Origin of the sequence: Rhizobium sp. WW_1 (genome assembly GCF_003610155.1) — a bacterium.
Lineage (GTDB): Bacteria > Pseudomonadota > Alphaproteobacteria > Rhizobiales > Rhizobiaceae > Rhizobium > Rhizobium tropici_A.
Window position 1 is genome coordinate 932,233 of sequence record NZ_RAIN01000001.1, and the last position, 20,829, is coordinate 953,061.

The 20,829-nt window shown below is 60.3% G+C and carries 24 protein-coding genes; 7 read left to right on the top strand and 17 right to left on the bottom strand.

All coding sequences use genetic code 11. The features are described 5' to 3' along the window. Positions 1-7: 7 nt before the first annotated feature. The gene (locus tag BJ928_RS04400; RefSeq protein ID WP_047628054.1) at positions 8-919 is read right to left on the bottom strand and encodes a flagellin; all 912 of its coding nucleotides are present in this window, start codon (positions 917-919) and stop codon (positions 8-10) included. A gap of 255 nt (positions 920-1,174) precedes the next feature. Continuing rightward, positions 1,175-2,086 carry a flagellin gene (locus tag BJ928_RS04405; RefSeq protein ID WP_047628056.1) on the bottom strand — a complete coding sequence of 304 codons (912 nt, stop codon included), beginning with the start codon at positions 2,084-2,086 and terminating at the stop codon, positions 1,175-1,177. 331 nt (positions 2,087-2,417) lie between these two features. On the opposite strand from BJ928_RS04405, the gene BJ928_RS04410 reads away from it, so the two are divergent. Next, entirely contained in the window at positions 2,418-4,361 is a 1,944-nt protein-coding gene (locus tag BJ928_RS04410; RefSeq protein ID WP_047628058.1) for a glycosyl transferase, read from the top strand. Between the two features lie 103 nt (positions 4,362-4,464). Here the strand turns inward: BJ928_RS04410 and fliP are convergent, their stop codons facing one another. From fliP to flgF, 13 genes are all read right to left on the bottom strand, one after another. Further along, a complete protein-coding gene (gene fliP, locus BJ928_RS04415; RefSeq protein ID WP_047628060.1) occupies positions 4,465-5,223 on the bottom strand; it encodes a flagellar type III secretion system pore protein FliP in 759 nt (252 codons plus the stop codon). Next, positions 5,220-5,714 (bottom strand): flagellar basal body-associated FliL family protein, encoded by a 495-nt coding sequence (locus BJ928_RS04420; protein ID WP_047628061.1) that lies wholly within the window; start codon positions 5,712-5,714, stop codon positions 5,220-5,222. Before BJ928_RS04420 ends, fliP begins: the two co-directional genes overlap by 4 nt. 23 nt (positions 5,715-5,737) lie before the next feature. Then, on the bottom strand, positions 5,738-6,451 hold the full coding sequence (flgH, locus tag BJ928_RS04425; RefSeq protein WP_047628063.1) for a flagellar basal body L-ring protein FlgH: 714 nt from the start codon (positions 6,449-6,451) through the stop codon (positions 5,738-5,740). Further along, positions 6,448-6,960, bottom strand: a complete 513-nt coding sequence (locus tag BJ928_RS04430) for a MotE family protein (RefSeq protein WP_245432244.1) — start codon at positions 6,958-6,960, stop codon at positions 6,448-6,450. Before BJ928_RS04430 ends, flgH begins: the two co-directional genes overlap by 4 nt. A 23-nt stretch (positions 6,961-6,983) precedes the next feature. Next, on the bottom strand, positions 6,984-8,102 hold the full coding sequence (locus BJ928_RS04435; protein WP_047628067.1) for a flagellar basal body P-ring protein FlgI: 1,119 nt from the start codon (positions 8,100-8,102) through the stop codon (positions 6,984-6,986). Beyond that, a complete protein-coding gene (flgA, locus tag BJ928_RS04440; RefSeq protein ID WP_047628069.1) occupies positions 8,099-8,599 on the bottom strand; it encodes a flagellar basal body P-ring formation chaperone FlgA in 501 nt (166 codons plus the stop codon). The genes BJ928_RS04435 and flgA overlap by 4 nt, the downstream gene beginning before the upstream one ends. 19 nt (positions 8,600-8,618) lie before the next feature. Further along, a complete protein-coding gene (flgG, locus tag BJ928_RS04445) occupies positions 8,619-9,407 on the bottom strand; it encodes a flagellar basal-body rod protein FlgG (protein WP_047628070.1) in 789 nt (262 codons plus the stop codon). Between the two features lie 97 nt (positions 9,408-9,504). Further along, positions 9,505-9,855, bottom strand: coding sequence for a flagellar hook-basal body complex protein FliE (locus tag BJ928_RS04450; protein WP_047628072.1), 351 nt, complete (start codon positions 9,853-9,855; stop codon positions 9,505-9,507). Then, a complete protein-coding gene (gene flgC, locus BJ928_RS04455; protein WP_047628074.1) occupies positions 9,852-10,268 on the bottom strand; it encodes a flagellar basal body rod protein FlgC in 417 nt (138 codons plus the stop codon). The genes BJ928_RS04450 and flgC overlap by 4 nt, the downstream gene beginning before the upstream one ends. An 18-nt stretch (positions 10,269-10,286) precedes the next feature. Beyond that, positions 10,287-10,679 carry a flagellar basal body rod protein FlgB gene (flgB, locus tag BJ928_RS04460; protein ID WP_047628075.1) on the bottom strand — a complete coding sequence of 131 codons (393 nt, stop codon included), beginning with the start codon at positions 10,677-10,679 and terminating at the stop codon, positions 10,287-10,289. 118 nt (positions 10,680-10,797) lie between these two features. Further along, positions 10,798-11,343: a hypothetical protein gene (locus BJ928_RS04465; protein WP_047628077.1), complete on the bottom strand. Its 546-nt coding sequence runs from the start codon at positions 11,341-11,343 to the stop codon at positions 10,798-10,800. Positions 11,344-11,395: 52 nt separating this feature from the next. After that, the gene (gene fliI / locus BJ928_RS04470; protein WP_047628079.1) at positions 11,396-12,781 is read right to left on the bottom strand and encodes a flagellar protein export ATPase FliI; all 1,386 of its coding nucleotides are present in this window, start codon (positions 12,779-12,781) and stop codon (positions 11,396-11,398) included. Positions 12,782-12,792: 11 nt separating this feature from the next. Continuing rightward, positions 12,793-13,527 carry a flagellar basal-body rod protein FlgF gene (flgF, locus tag BJ928_RS04475; RefSeq protein ID WP_047628081.1) on the bottom strand — a complete coding sequence of 245 codons (735 nt, stop codon included), beginning with the start codon at positions 13,525-13,527 and terminating at the stop codon, positions 12,793-12,795. A 222-nt stretch (positions 13,528-13,749) separates the two neighbouring features. Between flgF and motA the strand changes: the two genes are divergently transcribed. The 6 genes from motA to BJ928_RS04505 all read left to right on the top strand — a co-directional run bounded on the left by motA (position 13,750) and on the right by BJ928_RS04505 (position 18,883). Continuing rightward, positions 13,750-14,622, top strand: coding sequence for a flagellar motor stator protein MotA (motA, locus tag BJ928_RS04480; protein WP_047628083.1), 873 nt, complete (start codon positions 13,750-13,752; stop codon positions 14,620-14,622). Between the two features lie 5 nt (positions 14,623-14,627). Further along, positions 14,628-15,575, top strand: a complete 948-nt coding sequence (locus BJ928_RS04485) for a FliM/FliN family flagellar motor switch protein (RefSeq protein ID WP_047628085.1) — start codon at positions 14,628-14,630, stop codon at positions 15,573-15,575. A 64-nt stretch (positions 15,576-15,639) separates the two neighbouring features. Further along, a complete protein-coding gene (gene fliN / locus BJ928_RS04490; RefSeq protein ID WP_047628087.1) occupies positions 15,640-16,170 on the top strand; it encodes a flagellar motor switch protein FliN in 531 nt (176 codons plus the stop codon). Positions 16,171-16,220: 50 nt separating this feature from the next. Beyond that, complete coding sequence (fliG, locus tag BJ928_RS04495) at positions 16,221-17,264, top strand: flagellar motor switch protein FliG (protein WP_047628089.1); 1,044 nt, start codon at positions 16,221-16,223, stop codon at positions 17,262-17,264. A gap of 93 nt (positions 17,265-17,357) precedes the next feature. Beyond that, on the top strand, positions 17,358-18,437 hold the full coding sequence (gene flhB / locus BJ928_RS04500) for a flagellar biosynthesis protein FlhB (RefSeq protein ID WP_047628091.1): 1,080 nt from the start codon (positions 17,358-17,360) through the stop codon (positions 18,435-18,437). Between the two features lie 5 nt (positions 18,438-18,442). Beyond that, entirely contained in the window at positions 18,443-18,883 is a 441-nt protein-coding gene (locus BJ928_RS04505; RefSeq protein ID WP_047628093.1) for a hypothetical protein, read from the top strand. Positions 18,884-19,047: 164 nt separating this feature from the next. Here BJ928_RS04505 and BJ928_RS04510 read toward each other — a convergent pair whose 3' ends face one another. Both BJ928_RS04510 and BJ928_RS04515 read right to left on the bottom strand, forming a co-directional pair. After that, positions 19,048-19,764: a helix-turn-helix transcriptional regulator gene (locus tag BJ928_RS04510; RefSeq protein ID WP_120296460.1), complete on the bottom strand. Its 717-nt coding sequence runs from the start codon at positions 19,762-19,764 to the stop codon at positions 19,048-19,050. A 41-nt stretch (positions 19,765-19,805) separates the two neighbouring features. Beyond that, positions 19,806-20,543, bottom strand: a complete 738-nt coding sequence (locus tag BJ928_RS04515) for a helix-turn-helix transcriptional regulator (protein ID WP_047628097.1) — start codon at positions 20,541-20,543, stop codon at positions 19,806-19,808. Positions 20,544-20,829 lie beyond the last annotated feature (286 nt).

The following is a 20,829-nucleotide window of genomic DNA, read 5'->3' on the forward strand; positions in this document are numbered from 1 at the left end:
CTTCCGATTAACGGAAGAGCGACAGGATCTGCTGGGTCGAGGAGTTGGCGATCGACAGCGACTGCACGGCCAGCTGCTGCTGCGTCTGCAGAGCGGACAGCTTGCTGGATTCTTCTTCCATGTTAGCGTCAACCAGCTTGCCAACGCCCGACTGGATCGAGTCGGAGAGCGAGGAAGCGAAGGTCGTCTGCAGGTCGATACGGCTGGAGATGGAGCCGAGCTTCGAACCCAGGCTGGTCAGCGAGTTCATCGCGGTCTGAACCAGGTTGAGCGCGCTGGAGATCTGGCCGCCGGTCATGTTGCTGATGTCGAGGCTGAAGACCGAGTAGCCGTTGCTGCCCTTGGTGCCGAGAATACCAGCGGACGTGTTGATCGTGCCGCTTGCATTCGCGCCGAACAGAACGTTGCCGGTTGCGCCGGTGTTGAATTCGTAGGACGTCGAGCTGACCGAAACGGTGCCGTTGGTGCCGCGGATGAACGAAGAAACAACCGAAGCCGAGCCTTTGTCTGCGGCCATGACCCAGTTTTCGCCGTTGAACGAAGCCGACTGGGCAACGCTCTGCAGCTGCTGCTGCAGCTGGCTGATTTCTTCCTGTACGGACTTCTTGTCAACCGACGGTTCCATGGCGGTTGCAAGCTTGTTCTTGATCTGGCCAACGACGTCGATGGCGCTGGTGACGGCCGTCGATGCGGTGTCAACCTTGGCGGCGCCGAGGCCGAGAGCGTCGGAAACGGCGCCGATGGCGCTGTTGTCGGACTTCATGCTGGTAGCGATCGACCAGTAAGCAGCGTTGTCGGAAGCCTTGGAGATGCGCAGGCCGGAAGAAACGGCGCTCTGCGTCTCCTGCAGGTTCGAGCCGATGCTGCGCAGCGTCTGGAGAGCAGCCATTGCGGCGTTGTTGGTAAGAATGCTCGTCATGATATTTGCCCCTTTGGCAGTGGTTGAATAAGGGACATTCCGGACCTAAAACCGGTAACGGCATTCAGCATCATGCCTGTTAACCAAATCCGTTAAGGTTAACTCGCCGTTTCGATGGTCCTAAGAAACAGCAATATAGTTAAGAAAAGCTGAACCGCTCCCAGCCGGAAAATATAAAAAAAACCGCGCCTTAGACGGGCGCGGTTAATATCTTGTTTAGGATTTTCGACCAACGCGCTGCGTTGGCGCTTCCTATTAACGGAAGAGCGACAGGATCGACTGGGTCGAGGAGTTGGCGATCGACAGAGACTGGATGGCCAGCTGCTGCTGCGTCTGCAGAGCGGACAGCTTGCTCGATTCCTGTTCCATGTCGGCATCAACCAGCTTGCCAACGCCCGACTGGATCGAGTCGGAGAGCGAGGAAGCAAAGCTCGTCTGCAGGTCGATACGGCTGGAGATGGAGCCGAGCTTCGAGTTCATGCTGGTCATGGAGTTCAGAGCGGTCTGAACCAGGTTGAGCGCGCTGGAGATCTGGCCACCGGTCATCTTGCTGATGTCGAGGCTGAAGACCGAGTAGCCGTTGCTGCCCTTGGTGCCGAGAATACCGGCGGACGTGTTGATCGTGCCGTTTGCATTCGCGCCGAACAGAACGTTGCCGGTTGCGCCGGTGTTGAAGGCGTAGGAGCTCGTGCTGACCGAAACGGTGCCGTTGGTGCCGCGGATGAACGAAGAAACAACCGAAGCCGAGCCGTTGTTTGCAGCCATGACCCAGTTTTCGCCGTTGAACGAAGCCGACTGGGCAACGCTCTGCAGCTGCTGCTGCAGCTGGCCGATTTCTTCCTGGACGGAACCCTTGTCAACCGAACCTTCCATGGCGGTTGCGAGCTTGTCCTTGATCTGGCCGACGATGTCGATGGCGCTGGTGACGGCCGTCGATGCGGTGTCAACCTTGGCGGCGCCGAGGCCGAGAGCGTCGGAAACGGCGCCGATGGCGCTGTTGTCGGACTTCATGCTGGTAGCGATCGACCAGTAAGCAGCGTTGTCGGAAGCCTTGGAGATGCGCAGACCGGAAGAAACAGCCTGCTGCGTGCTCTGCAGGTTGCCGCTGATGTTCTGCAGCGTCTGGAGAGCTGCCATTGCGGAATTGTTGGTAATAATGCTGGTCATAGGAGTGTCCCCTGGAAACTGGATACAAAAGGAGGACATACCGGACTGAGATACCGGCGATGACGGAGCAGCTTCATGCCCCTCGATCCATTTTCCTAGAGGACCAAACCCGTCATGTCGCGAAGAAGTTCGCACCCATTGCTTGCCAATTTCTTAAATCCGGGAGCCCCGGGCACCGCCTCCACGGAACGTGGCTAAGAATTCGTAAAGGCATTTTCGACCAGTGCTTCGGTTTCAGGCAAGCTCCGTGAGGGATCATGAAGCGAATCCATGATGCCGGCCCTCGACCTTCGGCGGGAGCCAGTCAACATATCGCTCGGAGTTCTCGCTCGTGAATACGAAAAATGCCTTTGTGACAGCGTCCAGCTTCTATCAAAAGGGGCAATATACGCGCGCGCTCGAAACGCTGAACGAGCTGTTGAACGTCGACAGATCGCCCAAGACCTATGCGCTGCTGGCAAAGACGCTGGTCAAGCTCGGCTTCAGGTCGGATGCGGCAAGCGCCTACGAACTGGCGGGCCGGCAGAAGCCCCAGCGCGATGATTATCTTCGCGAGGCGCTCCTGCTCCATGGCGATTGCGGCAACGACGATCAGGCCCTTGCTCTGGGAAGCCTGATCCTGCCGCTGGCATTCAAGGACCCGGATCTCGCCTTCGTCCTCAGCCGCATTTTCCTCAGCCGACAACAGAAGGAACTGCTGGCCGGCTTCAAGACGGTGCTCGTCGAGGGGCCGGAACTCAAGCATCGGCAGATGGCCGCGAAGCTGCTGACCGACGATCTCTATGACGAAGGCAACCGGCATATCGTCGCGACGTTGTTCAAGAAGCATCCGGAGAACGTCATCTTCCGCGCGCTCTATCTGATCTTTGCGCGCGAGGTATCGGATCTGGCAGCCGTCGAAAAGCACATGGCGCCCATTACGGCGTCGCTCGCCCAGGGTAAGCTCGACCACATCATTCCCGACAATCCCTTCTTCCATCTCCACTGGTGCGGCGACGAAGCGATCAACAAGCTTGTGATCCACGATACCGATCCGCTACCGGCGGACCATGCAGAAACTCGTCGCAAGCTGCCGCATACGTGGGGTAGCAAGATTCGCATCGGCTACCTCTCCTCCGACTTCTGGCCGGGCCACGCGACGATGAAGCTGCTGCAGCGCGTTCTCGAGCTGCACGACAAGGACCGGTTCGAGATCACCCTTTTCGACCATTCAGAACCGTCCCACCAGAGCGAGGAGGTCTTCGACTATTCGCAGCTGGGCACGACGGTCGATATTCGCGGCCTTTCCAATCAAGCGGCGGCGGAGGCGATCCGCGCCCGCGGAATCGATGTTCTCGTCGACCTAAAGGGCCATACCAGAGGGAGCCGCGCCTACATCCTCAATCACATGCCGGCTCCGATCCAGGTCGCCTGGCTCGGCTTTCCCGGCACGACCGTCAACATCGATCTCGATTACATCATCGGCGACCATTACGTGCTGCCGGATGCTTCAAAGGCGCATTTCTACGAGAAATACTGCCGCCTTCCCGAATGCTATCAGCCGAACGACCCATTCAACCGCCCGAAGCCGCGGCCGACGACGCGCGCGCAATATGGACTGCCCGAGGATGCATTCGTCTACGCCTCTTTCAACGGCAACCGCAAGATCACGCCGCAGATGGTCGATGTCTGGTGCAACATCCTCAAGCGCAGCAAGAACAGCGTGCTCTGGCTTCTGTGCAACGGCCCGCGTGCGGAGGCCAATATCTGGTCACGCCTGGAAGCGCGCGGCATCAACCGCAAGCGGGTCGTCTTCACCGCCCGCATTCGCTACGAGGATCACATCGACCGTCAGCAGCTTGCCGATCTCGGCCTCGACACCTTCCCCGTCAACGGCCATACCACGACGTCGGAGCAGCTATGGGGTGGATTGCCCGTCCTGACGGTCAAAGGCAACAACTTCGCCTCGCGCGTCAGCGAAAGCCTGCTGAATGCCATCGGCCTGCCCGAACTGGTGGCCGACGATATCAAGGCCTACGAGGACATGGCTGTACAGCTCGCAGGCCAGCCCGAACGCATCGCTCAGTTCAAGGAAACGCTGGCGGCCAATCGCTATATCAAGCCGCTTTTCGACGCAGAACGCTTCACGCACCATCTGGAGACCGCGTTCGAGATGATGGCGGAACGCGCCAGGCAGGGACTTACGCCCGAACATATGGATGTACCGGCACTGCCGGTGCGCTCGCAGCCGTTCATGGAAGAAGACCGGAACTCGGCGGCAATCGCGGCCGAGTAAAGCTTTGCGATCGTCGGGGAGAAGATCTCCGGCGATCGCCTCATACCTGCTCGCTCAACTGGCCTGCTTGGTCAGAGGCCCGCTCGGTTAGTGGCCCACTCGGTCAGTGGAATGAGCGAACCAGACTGCCGACCAGCAGATTCCAGCCATCTATCAGCACGAAGAACAGAATCTTGAACGGCAGGGAGATCGACGTCGGCGGCAGCATCATCATGCCCATCGCCATGACGATGGTCGACACGATCAGGTCGATGACGAGAAACGGCAGGACCACTAGGAAGCCGATTTCGAAGCCGCGACGGATTTCCGAAATCATGAAGGCCGGGATCAGGACGCGGTAATCGATCTTGTTGTCGACGACGGTCGTCTGGCCGCGCTCCTGTGCGAGATCGACGAAGAGCTTCAAATCCTTGTCGCGCGTATTGTTGGACATGAAGGTGCGGAAAGGCTCGGCGATGCGCTGGACCGCCTCCCCTTCCGAAATCTGATTGGCGAGAAGCGGCTGGACACCGTCCTTCCATGCCTGATCGAAGGTCGGCGACATGACGTAGAAGGTCATGAACAGCGCGAGGCTGAGCAGGATCATGTTCGACGGTGTCGTCGCCAGTCCCATGCCGGTGCGCAGGATCGAAAACGCGATGATGAAGCGCGGAAAGCTCGTCACCATGATCAGGATGCCGGGCGCGATCGACAGGATCGTCAAAAGCCCGAAGGTGCGGATGATCCAGGCGGCAACCGAGCCGTTGACCGGCGCGTTCAGAAGATCGGTGGGCAGCTGTTGCGACAATTGCTGCGCCACCGCCAGCTCAGGCGACAGTGCAGCAATGACTAATATAGACAGGGCAAGTGCTAACCGACTCATTCGATCACGAAAGTTCTGAACATAACTTTCGATACTCGTCCTTCCGAGCGCAGGTCAACACGCTCCTGAATGTCATCCCGAAGATATTGCAGGCCCCGCGCGCCTTCGATCTGCTGCAGGGAAACCGTGCGGACATAGGCCAGGATATCCTGATGGATCGCCTGGGCGAGCTGTGTGTCGGCCGGCCCCTTGAATACAAGCGCAAGCTCCAGCCTGATCCAGCTCTGCGAGGGATAGGCGAGATTGGTGGTGATCGGGTCGAGCGCGACGATACCGTTGGCCTGGGCGGCCGCGGCAGCCTGCTTGCTCTCGCCGCCGGCCTTTGCGGTCGCCTGGACAGCAGCGGTCGCCGTCTTGATCCTCGGCGCAACGATCGTTCCCAGCACCCAGCCGCCGCCGCCGCCGAGCACGGTCAGCACCAGTAGCCCGACGATCATCATGATCAGCGGCGATCCCTTGCCCTTTGCCGATTCGTCTGCAGCTGCTGCCATGTCCCTATCCGTCCACTGTCAAATCAGAGCGGCGAGAGCAGGTCGACGGCCTGCTGCCCTCTCGGCGGCTGCTGTATTTCCGTCAGGCGGCCGCGGCCGCCATAGGAGATGCGCGCCTCGGCGATCTTGTCGTACGAAATGGTGTTGTCCGCCGTCACGTCCTGCGGCCGAACGATGCCGGCGACGTTGAGGATACGGATTTCCTGGTTCATGCGGACTTCCTGCGAGCCGCTGATCATCAGGTTGCCGTTCTCCAGAATTCCCGTCACGACGGCGGCGACCAGCAGGTTGATCTGCTCGGAACGCTGCATCTTGCCCTTGCTGTCGGTGCTGGTGTCCGAGCCAGAGGTTGCGTCGGCATTGGTGCTGGGCTGCCAGCCAAAGATCTTGGCGGTAATGTTCCAGTTCATATCGCTCTTGTTGGTGCGATTGCGATTGGTCTCGTTGTCCCAATTCGCCTTGTCATTGATCTGGATCGTCACCGTCAGGATGTCGCCGACGTTGAGTGCGCGCGCATCCTTGAAGAGAGCGGCCTGCGAATCATTCCAGAGCGAATAGCCCTGCGCGACCTGATGCGGCCGCTTCGGATACTGCGACATCTGCGGCGTCTGCGCATATTGCAGGCCGCTGCCGATCGGACTCATGGCAGGCGCCCTACCGATTTCCTTGAGGGCCTGCGACTGGCAACCGGCGAGAAAGACGACGATTGTGCAGGCAGCCGTAAGACGCGTGTTCATGAGGGGTCCTTCGACTTCGATGTATTCGGGTCGGATGCGCTTGAGATGATGTTGGTAATGACCGCCGCCTTCTTCGCATCCATTTCCGCAAGAATCAGGCTCGACTGGCGCGGCGACAGCTTCATGATGATGGCCGCGGCCACCACGGTCCTGACATCGTTGAGGCTGGCAGCTGCGGCATCCGGTTTCATGTTCTTGTAGATTTCGACCAGACCGAGATCCGCCGTCTTGAGGAAATCGTCGCGGCGTTTCAGCCAGTCCTCATATTCCGCCTTGCGCTTGTCCATGACGGCAATGCGCTGATCGACATCGGCCTGCAGCTTTTCCAGCTCCTGCTTCTGCAGGAGATAGCGCTGATCGCGAGCCGGATCGGCGATATTCGTGCAGAACTGCCGGATCTCATCCTGGCTGGAGGCGGGATCGGCGACCGGTTTCGGCGCTTCCTGGGCGGAAGCCGTACCGAGCGACAGCAGCGAGGCTCCCGTTGCGAGACTGCAGGCGATCAGCATCCTTCTGGCGATGACGGTCGATATCATTGCAGTACGAGCTCCGCTTGCAGGGCGCCGGCCGATTTGATGCCTTGCAGGATGGCGATGATGCCGTCCGGCTTGACGCCGATGTTGTTCAGGCCTGCGACCAGCGTCTTCAGGTCAGGTCCTTCCAGCACGGCGACCCGGCCACCGCTCTTGGTGGCGGTGATATCCGTCTGATCCTGGATAGCCGTCTGGCCATCGGAGAAGGGCTCGGGCTGGATGACCTGCGGGTTTTCGCTGACCTGCACGGTCAGCGTTCCGTAGCTGACGGCGACCGGCGAGACGCGGACGTCGGCGCCGATAACGATCGTTCCGGTGCGCTCGTTGATAACGACCTTGGCGGGCGTGTCGGTCTGGACGTTGAGATTTTCGATATCGGCCATCAGGCGCGTCAGATCGGCCATCTTCGGCTTGGCGATCGTCACTTCCTGAGAATCCTTGGCTTCCGCGATCGGCGCGCCGTAACGCGAGGTCGCCCAGGTATTGACCGTGTCTGAAATGCGGATCGCGGTGGAGAAATCCGGATTGCGCAGCTGCAGGACCAGATTGACGGAATCCTTGAAACGCGAAGGCAATTCACGTTCGATGATGGCCCCGCCGGGCACGCGGCCGGCCGTCGTGACACCTTCGGTCACGGTCGCGGCGGCCCCCTGTGCCTGGAAGCCCGACACGATGACGGAGCCTTGTGCGACAGCATAGATTTGCCCATCGGCGCCGCTCAGCGAGGTCATGATCAGCGTGCCACCGCGCAGCGACGTCGCATCGCCGAGCGAACTGACCGTCACGTCGATGCGGCTGCCGGGGCTGGCGAAGGGCGGCAGGTTCGTCGTCACCATCACGGCTGCGGTATTCTTGGCGGCCGACTGCCCGCCCTGCGTCGAGATGCCGAGGTTCTGCAGCATCGCGCGCATGGATTGCTCGGTGAACGGCGAGGAACGCAAGCCGTCGCCGGTCCCCTGGAGACCGACGATCAGGCCATAGCCGATCAGCTGGTTGTCGCGGCCGGATTGCAGCGACGCGATATCCTTGATGCGCGATTGCATCGCGAGAGCCGGATCGGCGACGATCAGGCTCGGCAATGCGAACAGGACTGCTAGAAATTGACGAAGCCGTTTCATTTTGCGACCACGCGGATCGTGCCGTTCTGGAGGACAGTGCCGTTGACGATGATGCCCGAGTCCATGTTGCGGGCGCGGATGTTGTCACCGACGGCGCCATCATCGAGCGGCGTACCGGCTGCCGTGATCGTCATGCTGCCCATGCTCATCACCAGCCGGACATTGGAGCCGCGCGTCACCGCATAAGGCTGGCGCAGCGCGGAGATCGAAATGGTGCGGCCGGGAAGAAGCGTGCGTTTCGACACCAGCCCCGTAACATCGCGCAGCCGCTTGGCATAGTCGCCGGTCAGGTTCGGGTTAGTGACCTCGACCTCTTCGAGCTGACCGCTGGTGATGATATCGCCAGGATAGATCGTCTCGGTCGGCACAACGGCCGTTCCGAGGCTCGGTCCGTCGGCGCTCGCGGCGCCCATCGGCGCGACCGAGACGAATACGACGGAGAGGCTCGCCGCGGCGAACCAGGCCATTGCTAAGCTTTTCATCCGGCGAAACCTCATGTTCGGCCCGTCCCTCTCGCTACTTCAGGTTCTTGCTGACGATCTGCGCCATTTCGTCTGCCGTCGTGATGACCTTGGAATTCATCTCGTAGGCGCGCTGCGCGGTGATCAGATCGGTGATTTCCTTAACCGGATCGACGTTCGACGATTCCAGGTAGAATTGCTTCATGTAACCGAAGCCGTTCTGGTTCGGATCGGAGACGACCGGGTCGCCCGACGCCGGCGTCTGCGTGAAGAGGTTGCTTCCCATCGGCTGCAGGCCGGCTTCGTTGACGAAATTGGCGATCTGCAGCTGACCGAGCACCGTCGGTGTCGTGTTCGTGCCGATGATCGCGGCGACTTGGCCGGACTGGCTGATGGTAACGCTGCTGGCATTGCTGGGGATCGTGATGCCCGGCTGCAGCACGTTGCCGTCGGGCGTGACGATCTGGCCGGTATCGCTCCTGTTGAACGAGCCGGCGCGGGTGTAGGCCGTCGTGCCGTCAGGCATCTGGATCTGGAACCAGCCGCGGCCGACGAGCGCGACGTCGAGGTCGTTCTGCGTCTGCGACAGCTGGCCCTGGACCTGGATGTTGCGCACGGCCACCGTCTGCACGCCGAGACCGATATTGGCGCCTTCCGGCACCACGGCCTGGTTCGGCCTGTTGGAGATGCCCTTGGCGCGCTCGGTCTGATAGAGAAGGTCGGAGAACTCGGCGCGCGAGCGCTTGTAACCCGTCGTATTGATGTTCGCGATGTTGTTCGCGATCACTTCAAGATTGGTCTGCTGGGCGTCCATGCCCGTCGCGGCAATTGCGAGCGCTCTCATGCTTTCGTCCTTCGAGCAAGGGCGAGACCTTCGAAGCCGCGATGCGGCCAGCGAACAACTCACGCCAAATCAAGTAATTAGAGCGGGAAGCCCCGCACTAAATCTGCATCTTTGTAATATCGAGAAACGCCGAGACGACCTTGTCGCGCAGCGCGATCGCGGTCTGCAGGGTCTGATCGGCCTGCATGACCTTGTCGACGACTTCGCGGGTGCTCATCGTACCCTTGATGCCGGCAAAGGAAGCGTTTTCGGCATCTTTCAGCGAGTTGATGGAATCCTTCGCGACATTCGACATGACCGACGCGAAGCTCATTCCGGCATCCGCCCCCATGGCGACCGCGGGGGAAGCGTTGAGCGCGCTTGATGCGGCGGAGGTCATATCCGTGGCGATGCCGCCGAGGCCGCGCGTCGCCGAAAGAGAGGCTACATTCTTTACCGAGTCGATCATTGGTTCTTCAGCAAATCGATAGTGGAGGAGATGAGATCACGGGTCTGTCTGATCGTCTGCAGATTAGCTTCGTAGGAACGATTGGCCTCCCGCATGTCGGCCATCTCGACGAGGATGTTGACGTTGGGCATCTTGACGTAGCCCTTCTGGTCCGCCGCCGGATTGCTGGGATCATATTCTTCGACGAATTTGCCCGTGTCCTCTCCGAGTTTCTTGACGCCGACCGTGGCTACGCCATTGGCGCGATCCATTTCCGCGCCGAACGTCACGGTCTTGCGCCGGTAGGGATCGGCGCCGGGCGTGTCACCCGTCGAACGGGCGTTGGCGATATTTTCGGAGACGATACGCAGACGGGTCGATTGAGCCTCCAGGCCGGAGCCTGCTATCTTCAATGTGGCTGATAAGGGGTCCATGACATCTTCACTTCATCTCTATTGTTTTACGGCCATCAACATCATGCGATGAAAGGAGCTTACGAGCGCGGTGTTCAAGCTATACTGGCGCTTGATTTCACCGGCCTTGGCGAGCTCGTCTTCCAGGCCGACGGTGTTACCCGACTCCTGGACGCCAATTTCTTGCGCGAGCGGCGCTTCTTCGACATTCACGTTGCCGCTCGTGCTGAATTCGCTGCCCGAAAGATGCGCTGGATTGGTCCGGGCCATGCTGACGTTCTGGTTGTCCAGAACCGCCTGGAACGGCGTGACATCCTTGGCGCGAAACTTCGGGGTATTGGCATTGGCGATATTGCCGGCAACAACCTGCTGACGCACCTGGAGCCACTCGGCTTGCCGCGAGGCCAGGTCAAAGAGCTGAATCGGTTGCATGGCTTCTCTCCGTTCTTACACTGTGAATCTAGCGGGATAATCTTGCGTGGGACTTGCGGAAAATGCGTTCCTGTAAAGTCTTCGAAGTGCCTGAAATCCAGGCGATTCCGGGGCTTCCTCAATTGTTGCCGTAGACATCGCCCGCCGAGGTGACGATGACCCATTTTCCCTCTCGTTGTTCGATCGAAGCGAGCCGGCTGTTGTCGGGCAGAAGCGATCCGACCCGCACGACATACATGCCCGTATCGTCCTCGATCAGCGCGCGGCCATTGGCGACATGCAGCAGCTGGAAGGCGGACTTGCCGGGGAAGGGCTGCTGATCGGCCGGCGGCCCCTTGTCGTCCTCGCGACCGGTGTTGCTGACCGTCGCCGTCGTCAAGGGATCGGGAATGAGATCCTTCGGCTCGCTCGGATTCTTGTTGACCATGGCAAGCGGCGATACGCTGACGACGGTGCGGCCCGGCCAATTCGGCAGATCGCGGGTGCGATCGCCTTCGGCCACATGGATGCCGAACTTGTCCGGGTTCAGAAAGACGTACCAGGGGAAGAAGGCAGAAGCGCCGGCAAGCGCCAGTCCGGTAAAGGCCAGAGCCTTGTCCGCGACGGTTCGCCTTCTCGCCGATTTCGGCGGGGCGACCGGTTCATCTGCGTCGGATTCTCTCACTTCTGGCCCCTTTTTCGACGGGAAATAATCGAGGTAATACGGCGAACGGTCATCACTTGCCTCTCGCGGGAACACCGCCCGAAGCGTTTCTGAGGGCTGTCGCAAGGTCGGTGAACGCATCCGCCGACGGCTCTTCGCCGGGGGTCTGCTTCAGTATGTCGTAGATGATCGGCACCTGGCGCACGGCGATATCGAGATCGCCGTCGCTGCCCTGGCGATAGCCGCCGATCAGGCGCAGATCGCGCGTTTCCTCATAGCGATGCACCAGCGCCTTCAGGCGCGAAACCAGCTTTTCCTGGTCCGGAGTCCAGGCCTTTCGCGCCAGACGCGAGACGGATGCGAGCGGATCGATCGGCGGATAGCGCCCTTCCTCGGCAAGGCTGCGCTGCAGAACGATATGGCCATCGAGAATGCCACGGGTGGAATCGGCGATCGGATCGTTGTGATTATCGCCATCGACGAGAATGGAGATGATGGCGGTGATGGTGCCGGTCCCTTCCGGTCCCGGACCTGCCCGCTCGAGAAGACGCGGCAGTTCGGTGAAGACTGAAGCCGGATATCCGCGGGCGATCGGCGGCTCGCCGGAGGCGGTCGCCACTTCACGGATGGCATGGGCGAAACGGGTCACGCTGTCGACGATCAGGAGCACGTTGTCGCCCTGATCGCGAAAATGCTCGGCGATGGTGATGGCCGAAAGCGGCGCCATCTTGCGCAGCATCGGGCTCTCGTCGCTGGTCGCAACGACGGCCACCGATTTCTGCATATGCGGGCCGAGCGTATCCTCGATGAATTCGCGCACTTCGCGGCCACGTTCGCCGACAAGGGCGATCACCACCTTGTCGAAGGCGTCGGCTCTCGCCACCATCGACAGCAGCGTCGATTTGCCAACGCCGGAGCCGGCGAAGATGCCGAGGCGCTGACCAAGGCAGAGCGGCGAGAAGATATCGATAGCGCGCACGCCGGTCTTGAAACCGGTTTCGACGCGCTTGCGCGTCATCGAAGGCGGTGCGGTGTTGGAGATCGAGCGTGCCTCCAGGCCGGCAGTCATCGGCCCAAGCCCGTCGATCGGCTCGCCGAGCGAATTGATCGTGCGGCCACACCAGCTGTCATCGGGCGCAAGGCGAAAGGCACCCTTGCGGATGATAGTGTCCTGGATGCCGATCGGTTCGCCCGGCTCGATCGGACATACATAGGTGAGCTCCGGCTCGACGCGGACGACCTCGCCGAGGTGAACGCCGGTCTGCGAGCGATGCGCAACGAAATCGCCGAGGCGCACCTGTCTGGAAAGGCCGGCGACGGTATAGTGCCCAGCAGCGATGGTGCGTACATGGCCGCCATGGGCCACGGCATTCTCCGCCATCGCGTATTGGCCCGCCAGAACGGCCAGATGCGAAAGCTTCGGCGACATTGCGCCCTCAGGCAACCGATCCTCTACCATGACAAGCCTCTTTACTGGCTGCCGCCGAGGGTCTTGATGGCGTCGGTGAGCGTGCCTTCACTGCTGCTCGTCAAGGTGCTGATATTGTCGAAGGCGCGGCTGACCTCGATCAGGTTGGCCATCTCCCGCATGCCGTTGACGTTGGAGTTTTCGATATAGCCCTGGGCGATGCCGATATTCGAGCGGTCGATGATCGGCTGCGGCGTGTCGGTCGGCAGGATGCCGCTGTTCTGGTAGCGCAGGAAGCCCTTGCTGACATCGGCGCTATAAAGGCCGATCTGACCCATGCGCCGGCCGTTCTGCGTGATCGTGCCGTTCGACGAGACGGTCGGCGCGCCGCCGGCGGGATCGAGCTGGATCGGGGCGCCGCCGGGATCGAGCACGGGGAAGCCCCTCGTGGTGACCAGCGCACCGCTGTCGGTCATGGTGAAGCGGCCGTCGCGCGTCAGCACCAGGCCAGCCGGCGTGTTCATGCCGAAATAGGCGTCACCCTTGACGGCGAAATCGAAGAGATTGCCGGTGTTCTGCAGTTCGCCGTTTTCAGTGGAGAGATAGTCGTTGCCCTGCGAGACGAAGGCGACCTTGGCGTTGAGCTTGTTTTGGGTATTGCTGAGGACCTGATCGAACTTGACCTCGGTACCACGGAAACCCGTCGTGTTCACGTTGGCCAGGTTGTCGGCGATCGTCGTCAGACGCCGCTCCAGCGCCATCTGGGACGATAGCGCCACATAGATACCAGACTGCATTTTCAACGCCCTCCGGACATTGGAGAATAACGGGAAAGGAAACGCCGGGGCGCTCCTACATTTCGTTAGCGGGGCATGGATGCCCTTACCCGCCATCCTGAAGGGCTTGGCTTGTGCGAAGCTGACAAGGCAAAAAGGGCGCGTGAAGGCCCATCGAACAGCCTCACGCAAGGCAGGTCCCCTAGTTCATCGTATGAAGCAACGTTCAGGTGTGGACCGACGATGAATATTATTATCGGATTTGTAGTGACCTGCGGCTGCATCATAGGCAGCTTCATGGCTATGGGCGGAGACGTAGGCGCGCTGTTCCAGCCCTTCGAATTTGTCATTATTGCAGGCGCCGGCCTCGGCGGCTTCATCATGGCCAATCCGATGAAAGTCGTGAAGGATTCGGGCAAGGCGCTCGGCGAAGCCTTCCGCCACGCGGTGCCGAAGGAACGCGACTATCTCGACACGCTCGGCGTGCTCTATGCCCTGATGCGCGATCTGCGCACCAAGTCGCGCAACGAGATCGAAGCCCATATCGACAATCCCGACGAATCCTCGATCTTCAAGGCGGCGCCGACTGTGCTGAAGAACAAGGATCTGACGGCCTTCATCTGCGATTATGTCCGCCTCATTATCATCGGCAATGCCCGCTCGCACGAGATCGAGGCGCTGATGGACGAAGAGCTCGACACGATGCTGCACGACAAGATGAAGCCCTATCACTCCATCACGATCATGGGCGATTCCTTCCCCGCGATCGGTATCGTCGCCGCCGTTCTCGGCGTCATCAAGGCCATGAGCCACATCAACGAATCGCCCGAAGTGCTCGGCCATCTCATCGGCTCGGCGCTGGTCGGCACCTTCCTCGGCATCATCCTGTCCTATTCGGTCTGCGCGCCCCTGGTCTCCCAGATCAAGGTCGTGCGCAGCAAGCAGCACCGCCTCTACGTCATCGTGAAGCAGACCCTGCTTGCCTACATGAACGGATCGGTTCCGCAGGTCGCTCTCGAATACGGCCGCAAGACCATCTCCTCCTACGAGCGCCCGTCGATCGATGCCGTCGAGCAGGAAATGATGAACCCCGGCGGTGAAAGCAAGGCAGCCTGACGATCATGAGCCAGCAATCAGCGCATAAGGCACCGACGATGGACCGCACCCTCTTTGCCAAGCTCACGGGCAATCTCGGGGATCAGGCGACACTTGCGAAACTCGGTACGGCCTTCGCCCAGGTCTATGCCGAATTCCTGCCCGACGTCATCAAGAGCGAGACGGGTCTGGACATCAACATCGCCTATGCCGGCTGTCAGTCCGGCCCGATGAACGAGCTGATCGCCGCGCTCGGCGGCAATCATGCCCTGGTCAACGGCTCGCTGCGCAACTGGGCGCCGAACTTCATTCTTGGCTGCGGCGCCGGCTTCATCATGACGCTGATGGAGCATATGCTGGGCGCGCGGCCCGAGGACATGGAACCAGCAGACGCGCGGCCGCTATCCGTCATCGAACTCGACCTTTCGGTCATGGTGTTCGAAAAGATCGCCAAGGTGCTGCGCTCGGCGGTCAATGCCACCGGCGGCTTCGAACCCTATCTCGATCCGCCTTACAACATCGAGGACCGCGCCGCGGCCATCGGCGACGAGGGCAATGAGTTCGCCGCAGCGATCACGATGACGATCTCTCTCGGCAAATCGCTTTCGCAGATCGTCATCATCGCGCCGCAGCGCGACCTTCTGCGCACCGTCGTCAGCGCACCGCGCGCCAAGAACCCGACAGCAGCCTCCCAGGCGTGGTCGGAACAGCTCGGCGAACAGGTGCGCCGCTCGCAGGTGACGCTCGAGGCGCGAATCAGGCTGGAATCACTGACGCTGGAAACGATCTCGAAGCTTGCGGTCGGCGATGTCATTCCTTTCATGGACAATACCGGCGACGTCCGGGTCGAGGTCAGCGCCAACAGCAAGGACCTCTACATCTGCGAATTCGGCCGCTCTGGCGAAAATTATACGGTGCGCGTCAAGGACAACGTCAATTCCGACGACGAGCTTCTTCGACATTTGATGAATTGATCGGCTGGCGCGTGAGTCACCCTCACGGCAGCTTGAGGCAAGTTTCAACTGGAATAGTGATTTCATGGCTACGAAGACGATACAGCAAAGCGGCGAGGAATCGCTGGAAGTTTCAAGCAGCGACGCCGCCCTGGACGAGGCCATCGATGGTCTGCGCGGCGTCCTGAAGAAAGACAATGAAGGCGGCCTGCCTGATTTCAACGCCGAAGCATTCGGCGCGGAAACGGGCACGGATCTTTCCACCTTCGGCGATTTCGGCGACGATAATGCCGGCCCGGCCTTCGACGACAGCGATTTCGGCGGCACCTCCGCCGCACCGGCCGCTCCAGGCAGCGCGCTGACCGCCAATCTGGACCTGATCATGGATATTCCGATCGATGTCCAGATCGTGCTCGGCAGCAGCCGCATGCAGGTATCAGGCCTGATGAACCTGACCGAGGGCGCAATCATTGCGCTCGACAAGAAGATCGGGGAACCGGTCGAAATTACCGTGAACGGCCGCAAGATCGGCCGGGGCGAGATTACCGTTCTGGAACATGACGATACCAGGTTCGGCATCAAGCTCACTGAGATCTACAACGCGAAGAAAAGCTGAACCCGGCTCAGGATGAGCCCACTCCCCCTTGCGGGACGGAGAAGAAGACCATGATGGACTTTGACGATTTCAGCGGCGCGATCGCCGAGAAACCGTTATCTCAGACTGAAAAGGCAGCCGCCGTCCTCCTCGCCATGGGAAAACAAGTGGCAGGGCGGCTGCTGAAATATTTCACGCAGAACGAACTGCAGATGATCATTGCCTCGGCGCAATCGCTGAGGCTCATTCCGCCGGACGAATTGGCGCAGCTCGTGGCCGAATTCGAAGACCTCTTCACCGAGGGCGCCGGCCTCATGGATAACGCCAAGGCCATCGAGAGCATTCTCGAAGAGGGATTGACGCCGGATGAGGTGGACAGTCTGCTTGGCCGCCGCACGGCCTTCCAGGCTTATGAAACCTCCATCTGGGATCGTCTGGGCGAAGCCGACCCGGTCTTCGTTGCCAAGTTCTTCCTGCGCGAGCATCCACAGACCATTGCCTATGTCCTGTCGATGATGCCTTCGGCATTCGGTGCGAAGATCCTGCTGCAGCTTCCCGAAGCCCAGCGCGCCGACATCATGAACCGCACGGTCAACATCAAGGATGTCAGCCCAAAGGCTGCCCAGATCATCGAGAACCGCGTGCTCGGGCTGATGGCCGAGATCGACGCCGAACGCAACGCTTCCGGCTCGACGAAGGTCGCAGACCTCATGAACGAGCTCGACAAGCCGCAGGTCGATACGCTGCTCAGCTCGCTCGAATCGATCAACAAGGAATCGGTCGAGAAGGTTCGTCCGAAGATCTTCCTCTTCGACGATCTCACGCGCATGCCGCAGCCGAGCCGCGTCCTTCTGCTCAACGATATCGCCGCCGACATCCTGACGATGGCCCTGCGAGGTTCCAGCAACGAGATTCGCGAGATCGTTCTGTCCTCGATCAGTCCGCGCCAGCGCCGCATGATCGAATCCGATCTGCAGATGGGCAATACCGGCATCAACCCGCGCGAGATCGCGATTGCGCGACGCGCCATCGCCCAGGAGGCCATTCGCCTCGCCAATTCCGGCCAGATCGAGTTGAAGGCCAAGGAAAATACGCCTGTGGAAGAAGCCGCGTAAGCGCGGCGCGACTCAGGGAAAACGTCGTAGACTGGCGAACTGCGGGCCGCGCGCGAAGCGCGGCCTCTTTCCGTTTCGCAAAGGGCGGCTGCTTTGGCTGACGAAGACAAGGACAGTAAAACAGAGAAACCGACGGAGAAAAAACTCCGCGACACCATGGAGAAGGGCAATGTCCCTCACTCCAGGGAAGCAACGATCTTTGCTTCCATGCTTGCGACTGTCATCTATGTGACTTTCTTCCTGCCCGAGCGCGTCGGTCGCATGGGCGAGGTTTTGCGCGATCTCTTCGAAAAGCCCGATCAATGGCAGCTGGAGACAGGCCCCGATGCCATCGCCCTGCTAACGCGCATCGGCTGGGAGATCGGCAATATGGTGCTGCCCGCCGTGGTGCTCTTCTTCCTCTTCGGGGTCAGCGCCTCGATGTTCCAAAACCTGCCGACCCCGGTTCTGGAGCGAATCCGGCCGCAGTTTTCCCGCATCTCGCCGGTAGCGGGCTTCAAGCGCATCTTCAGCGCGACCGGCATGGTGGAATTCGGCAAATCGCTCACGAAGATCGTGCTCGTCAGCATCGTCATGTTTTTCGTACTGCGTAGCCAATACTTCCATGCAATGGATTCGCTGGTATCCGATCCGCAGACCATCTTCGTGCGGCTTTCGACGATCGTTCAGCGCATCCTGATCCTCGTGCTGCTGGCGACCATCGTCGTCGGCATCGCCGACCTGCTGTGGAGCCGACACCACTGGTTCGACCAGTTGAAGATGACCAAGCAGGAGGTCAAGGACGAGCATAAGCAGTCGCAGGGCGACCCGATCGTCAAGTCGCGCCAGCGTTCGATCGCGCGTGACCGCGCCCGTCGCCGCATGATGAAGCAGGTGCCGCGCGCCACCCTGGTCATCGCCAATCCGACTCACTTTGCCGTGGCGCTTCGCTATGTGCGCGAGGAAAGCGACGCGCCCATCGTCGTCGCCAAGGGCCAGGATCTGATTGCTTTGAAAATCAGAGAGATAGCCGAAGCCAACAATATTCCCGTTTTCGAGGACCCACCGCTCGCGCGCTCCATGTTTGCGCAAGTCTCGGTTGATAGCGTCATACCGTCAGTATTTTACAAGGCTGTCGCAGAACTCATCCATCGGATCTACGCGGCGCAGTCGAATAGAAAACGGGTACGATAAACCAAATGAAAAAATGCCCCTACTCTGCCCAACGTGAACAAATACTAGCCGAAGCCATCAGCCCGGTTGCCAGCGAGTTGCGCCTCCTCGATGCCGCCGACCTGATCTCGCTGTTGCGCTTCGAGCGATACGGCAATCTCGCCGACCTGGTCGCCTCTGCGGCCGAGCTCTATTTCCTTCCCGGCACGGTCAATTTCGGGCTTGGCGGCGACTACAAGCTCGATTGGGGCGGACCGGCTGAGGTCACGCTCGATCTGGAGATCAAGCCGCGCGGCGTCACGATCTATGCCAAGCTGTCGCTGGCGGAACACCATGCCGGCATCGAGATCAACCATATCGCCTTCGACAAGGCCTCGAACGATCCGGATGAGAATACGGCCCTGCTTGCACGCGGCCTGAGAGACGCGCGGTATGTCGTGCGCGGCGAGCCCGTGCGCGCGATCTGAAGCGCTCAGTTCAATAGCTGGAGGAAACGATTCGCTGGAGCGGCATGTGTCGGCCAAGGCCGGACAGCCGCTCTATTTGTTTGCTTCAACGATATTTGTTTGTTTCAGCAGCAAGCGGTCGGCAACTGCGCCTCACCGCAAATGCTCCGCGCGGCACCGCCGCGTCAGCTTATGTAACCGAAGCGAATCGCCTTTGCGATTGCCTGGATGCGGTTGACGCTGTCGAGCTTGATCGTCGCCGATCCGAGATAGGCATTGACGGTATGCACCGACAATCCCAGCTTCTCGGCGATCTCCTCGCTGATGCGCCCGTCGCCGGCAAGCTGCAGGCAGGCGATTTCGCGCTCGCTGAGCGCTTCGGCAGCCTGCGAGCGCCGCTCATCCAGCGACAGAAGCTCCATCATGATCTGACAGCAGCGGCCGTGCAGCTCTACGATCAGATCGCTTGCGAGATCCATGAACTTGGCCGTGAAGACGATGTAGCCGTTGCCGACCGCACCCAGCCGCACAGGAAAGGCGACGCCGGCAAAGGGCAGGAGATGCGGTTTCAGACGTTGCGTGAAGACGGCGAAATCCGGCGTCTCGGCCGTGCTGTCGCTGTCACGCCCGTTCCACATCAGCGGGAGCAGCGATTTGTCGATATGCTCGATCAGCGCTTCGCCATAGGCCTCCACGAAAGATTTGCCGATGACAGAATTGGCCGAGCCCCAATTGTCGAGTTCGCAGACCAGACGCTGCTTGTGAGGCAGACCGGAACCATGCAGCCGATAGACGGCGAAATGCTGCGCATCGACCAGTTTCTGCATCGACACCAGCTTCGGAAACAGATCGGAGCGGCCGGAAATCCGCCCGGAACGGGTCAGCCTGGATTCACCCGGCATATCCGTCGTCCTGTCTGGCTGATAGCGCATCCGGTCGGCCTTTAAACGAGATTGTTGCGCACCGCGAAGGCGATCGCCTCCGAGCGGGTCTTGGTGGCGGTCTTGCGCATGACGCTCGTGATGTAGTTGTTGATGGTATTGCGCGAGATCCCGAGAATCATGGCGATCTCGTCGCTCGTCTTGCCTTCGGCGATCCAGAACAGACATTCCAGCTCACGTTCGGTCAGATCGAACTCCCGCTCCAGCTTGCCCTCGAAACAGCGCGTGGAACTGGCGAGATAGCCGGCCAGCAGGCCGACATCGCGCAGCCGCTCCGGCGAAAGCAGCCCCGCTTCCGCCGCCAGCAACAGCAGCGAGAAGCGCGTACGACCGACATTGAAGGTCAAGGAGTAGTACTGGCGGCCGACGCCGTCAGGCGGCAGGACATCATCGGGCAACAGCGCGACGCTCGCCTGAAACAGCGCCATGCATTTTTCCAGCTCGCCTATCCTGCCATAGCCGCTCGTCAGTTCCGCTGACAGGCGGCGGACGAGATCGAAAGGCCAATCGGAGGAAATCACGAAATCCAGGCCGCTTTCCTGGATAAGATCCGACCGGACGAGAAGATAGTGGCAGGCACCGGCATAATTCGTCAGTGCGTGAAGGCCGGCTTGCAGATAGCCTGGGCCGGAAACGGCATTCAGCTGCAAAATAAGCTGCTCGCGCGACATAGCTCCGGCGGACACGATCGATCGCGCATCTCTATCGCCCTTGCTCATCTGCGATATCTGCATGTCCATACTTGCATTTCCTGCCGCTGTTGGACGATTCGTCGTCAACGAGAGCATTGTTCCCATGAGCCCGACACATCAGCTCAGGAAACCCAAAGGGATTCCGATGAGGCTTCAGCGCCGGATCTTTCTCCCCGCGACACAAACACATCCCGGCGGAAGCGGGCAGATGAGCGCACTCATCCTTGAATTACACATCTGCGCCCGTGTTGCCATGCACCGCCGAAAACACGATCTGCGAACCATGGACTGATTTTTCCGCATTCCGGGTACCTGCAACTTAAAACATGCAAAA

Bases quoted from the DNA above. Each gene is read 5' to 3' on its own strand.
- BJ928_RS04400 (WP_047628054.1), bottom strand. From the start codon at position 919: ATGACGAGCATTCTTACCAACAACGCCGCAATGGCTGCTCTCCAGACG.
- BJ928_RS04405 (WP_047628056.1), bottom strand. From the start codon at position 2,086: ATGACCAGCATTATTACCAACAATTCCGCAATGGCAGCTCTCCAGACG.
- fliP (WP_047628060.1), bottom strand. From the start codon at position 5,223: ATGAGTCGGTTAGCACTTGCCCTGTCTATATTAGTCATTGCTGCACTG.
- BJ928_RS04420 (WP_047628061.1), bottom strand. From the start codon at position 5,714: ATGGCAGCAGCTGCAGACGAATCGGCAAAGGGCAAGGGATCGCCGCTG.
- flgH (WP_047628063.1), bottom strand. From the start codon at position 6,451: ATGAACACGCGTCTTACGGCTGCCTGCACAATCGTCGTCTTTCTCGCC.
- BJ928_RS04430 (WP_245432244.1), bottom strand. From the start codon at position 6,960: ATGCTGATCGCCTGCAGTCTCGCAACGGGAGCCTCGCTGCTGTCGCTC.
- BJ928_RS04435 (WP_047628067.1), bottom strand. From the start codon at position 8,102: ATGAAACGGCTTCGTCAATTTCTAGCAGTCCTGTTCGCATTGCCGAGC.
- flgA (WP_047628069.1), bottom strand. From the start codon at position 8,599: ATGAGGTTTCGCCGGATGAAAAGCTTAGCAATGGCCTGGTTCGCCGCG.
- flgG (WP_047628070.1), bottom strand. From the start codon at position 9,407: ATGAGAGCGCTCGCAATTGCCGCGACGGGCATGGACGCCCAGCAGACC.
- BJ928_RS04450 (WP_047628072.1), bottom strand. From the start codon at position 9,855: ATGATCGACTCGGTAAAGAATGTAGCCTCTCTTTCGGCGACGCGCGGC.
- flgC (WP_047628074.1), bottom strand. From the start codon at position 10,268: ATGGACCCCTTATCAGCCACATTGAAGATAGCAGGCTCCGGCCTGGAG.
- flgB (WP_047628075.1), bottom strand. From the start codon at position 10,679: ATGCAACCGATTCAGCTCTTTGACCTGGCCTCGCGGCAAGCCGAGTGG.
- fliI (WP_047628079.1), bottom strand. From the start codon at position 12,781: ATGGTAGAGGATCGGTTGCCTGAGGGCGCAATGTCGCCGAAGCTTTCG.
- flgF (WP_047628081.1), bottom strand. From the start codon at position 13,527: ATGCAGTCTGGTATCTATGTGGCGCTATCGTCCCAGATGGCGCTGGAG.
- motA (WP_047628083.1), top strand. From the start codon at position 13,750: ATGAATATTATTATCGGATTTGTAGTGACCTGCGGCTGCATCATAGGC.
- BJ928_RS04485 (WP_047628085.1), top strand. From the start codon at position 14,628: ATGAGCCAGCAATCAGCGCATAAGGCACCGACGATGGACCGCACCCTC.
- fliN (WP_047628087.1), top strand. From the start codon at position 15,640: ATGGCTACGAAGACGATACAGCAAAGCGGCGAGGAATCGCTGGAAGTT.
- fliG (WP_047628089.1), top strand. From the start codon at position 16,221: ATGATGGACTTTGACGATTTCAGCGGCGCGATCGCCGAGAAACCGTTA.
- BJ928_RS04505 (WP_047628093.1), top strand. From the start codon at position 18,443: ATGAAAAAATGCCCCTACTCTGCCCAACGTGAACAAATACTAGCCGAA.
- BJ928_RS04510 (WP_120296460.1), bottom strand. From the start codon at position 19,764: ATGCCGGGTGAATCCAGGCTGACCCGTTCCGGGCGGATTTCCGGCCGC.
- BJ928_RS04515 (WP_047628097.1), bottom strand. From the start codon at position 20,543: ATGGACATGCAGATATCGCAGATGAGCAAGGGCGATAGAGATGCGCGA.